Below are 1375 nucleotides of genomic sequence, written 5' to 3' on the forward strand. Positions count from 1 at the left end.
CTCGACGGCCCGGAGCCGATGGTCGATGCCGCGTAGCTCCGTCTGCGTGAACATCGTCGCGAGCTGGTACAACGCGCCGTAGACGGTGGTGAGCACCGCGCCGAAGACGGCGAGAGTGACGTGCGCGCCGCGGACGCCCGCGTGAGAGACGCCGAGGCCCGCGAGGAACCCGGATTCGAGGTCCGCGGCGAGTAGGACGCCCAGCCCGGTCAGGGCGACGAAGAAGGCGAGCGCGACGGCGAAGTGCCGCTCGGTCACGTCGAACTTGTCGAGGGTCGCGAGCGTTCGCCCGACGTTGTAGACGAACGTCCAGAACCCGGCGAGCAGCAGGACGCCGAATCCCGCGAGCCACGAGAGCCGGCCCAGCGCGAGGGCGGCCGCGAACCCGACCAGTCCGGCGACGACCAGCGCGAGCTGGACGTTCGCGAGGCGTCGTGACCGGAGCGTCGTCCCCGACCACACCGGGACGAACTGCGTCATCGCGCCCATGATCGTCACGCACACCCACCCGACCAGAAACAGGTGGACGTGGACGAGACCGCCCAGCCCCGGCACCGCGTCGACGGTCAGCCCGATTCCGACGAGCAGGGCGCTCCCGAGGAGGGCGAGGCCGACGACGAAGTGCCGGAGCGGGACCGTCATCGGCGGTCCTCGTGCCGCGTCGATACCGCCCGGAACTGCTCCCATGGTCGGATAACGGAACGCCTCCGCCCTCCGCCTGTTCCCGAAGATGTTCGCGGTCTCGTCGCGGCGCTGGAACGGCCGCCTTCTCCGCGGTCGGGGGAACGGGAGCGCGCCGCGCCGGTGGACCGCGCGGCCTTAAGTCCGTCCGGTAACGAGTCGATCCCATGCCAAGCGATCGAGAGGCCGCGTTCTCCGGCGTCCGGGCCGTCCGCGACGCCGCGGAGGTGTCGTAGATGGGCGGGCGATCGACGGACGGGCGAACGGCGGCGGACGGATCGACGGACGAGCGAGCGACGGCGGACAGATCGACGGACGCCCGAGCGATCGGCGTCGACGTCGGCGGGACGTTCACCGACGTGGCGCTCTCGCTCGACGGCGATCTCGTCACCGCGAAGGTGCCAAGCACCGAGGACCAGAGCGAGGGCGTCGTCGCGGGGATCGAGAAGGCCTGCGAGGCGGCCGGGATCGACCCCGAGAGCGTGACCGACTTCTCCCACGCGATGACCGTCTCGGTCAACGCATTGTTAGAGAACGACGGCGCGCGGACCGCGCTCGTGACGACCGAGGGGTTCCGCGACGTCCTGGAGATCGGACGACAGACCCGCCCGTCGCTGTACGACCTCGACGCCGAGAAGCCGACGCCGCTCGTCCCCAGACGCCGCCGGTTCGAAGTCGCCGAGCGCGCCACTCC

The 1375-nt window shown here is 71.0% G+C and carries 1 protein-coding gene and 1 pseudogene (1 of these 2 running past the window's edge); one reads left to right on the forward strand and one right to left on the reverse strand.

Features of this window, described 5'->3' with window-relative positions; all coding sequences use genetic code 11:
• Window positions 1-642 (reverse strand): annotated as a pseudogene (locus BN903_RS04725) (hypothetical protein) (it extends 168 nt beyond the left edge of the window).
• A gap of 275 nt (window positions 643-917) precedes the next feature.
• On the opposite strand from BN903_RS04725, the gene BN903_RS04730 reads away from it, so the two are divergent.
• On the forward strand, window positions 918-1375 hold a 458-nt coding region (locus BN903_RS04730; RefSeq protein ID WP_048076612.1), incomplete at its 3' end, for a hydantoinase/oxoprolinase N-terminal domain-containing protein.

The organism is Halorubrum sp. AJ67 (assembly GCF_000513435.1).